Raw genomic sequence first — 565 nt, forward strand, 5'->3', positions numbered from 1 at the left:
CTGGCGCCGCGCCGAGAGACCGGAATCGGATAAGGATAAGGATAAGGATAAGGATAAGGATGATGCGGCGCCGGCTCGGGTTGGCGTCGTCGACAGTACATACGATAATGCGCCTGTGCGTGATCCGCACACTGGCCACTGGATCTCGCCGGTTGTCGCCGCTGCTCTCTGCATCAAGCCGCGCGGCGCGCTGACCGTCAATCAAGAGCGGAAAGTGGACGCCCTCAAGCAGGGATCAGATACCTTTGCGACTTTGCGCAGCTTATCCATGCGGTTTCGCGGAATATTTCATAGCCGAAATTCGGCAAGGCTCGAAGATTGGATTGATGATGCCATTCATTCTGGCCTGGTTTTCCTGGCCCGTTTTGCCCGCGTCCTTCGCCGCGATATCGACGCCGTCTGTAACGCCATCGACCTGCCTTGGAGCAATGGTCAAGCGGAAGGTCAGATCAACCGACTGAAGACGATCAAGCGCGCTATGTATGGCCGAGCGGGTGCAGAGCTTCTCAGAGCGCGGATGATGCCCATCCAATTGTCCGATCTCCACACAAAGTGAGGCAGACCC

General features: G+C 57.3%; 1 protein-coding gene. It reads left to right on the plus strand.

Annotation, left to right across the window (positions count from 1 at the left end):
- A partial coding sequence (locus EP380_RS23415) for a transposase (RefSeq protein ID WP_238720045.1) occupies positions 1–556 on the plus strand: 556 nt, incomplete at its 5' end.
- Positions 557–565: the final 9 nt, after the last annotated feature.

Source organism: Nitratireductor alexandrii, from assembly GCF_004000215.1.
Lineage (GTDB): Bacteria > Pseudomonadota > Alphaproteobacteria > Rhizobiales > Rhizobiaceae > Mangrovimarina > Mangrovimarina alexandrii.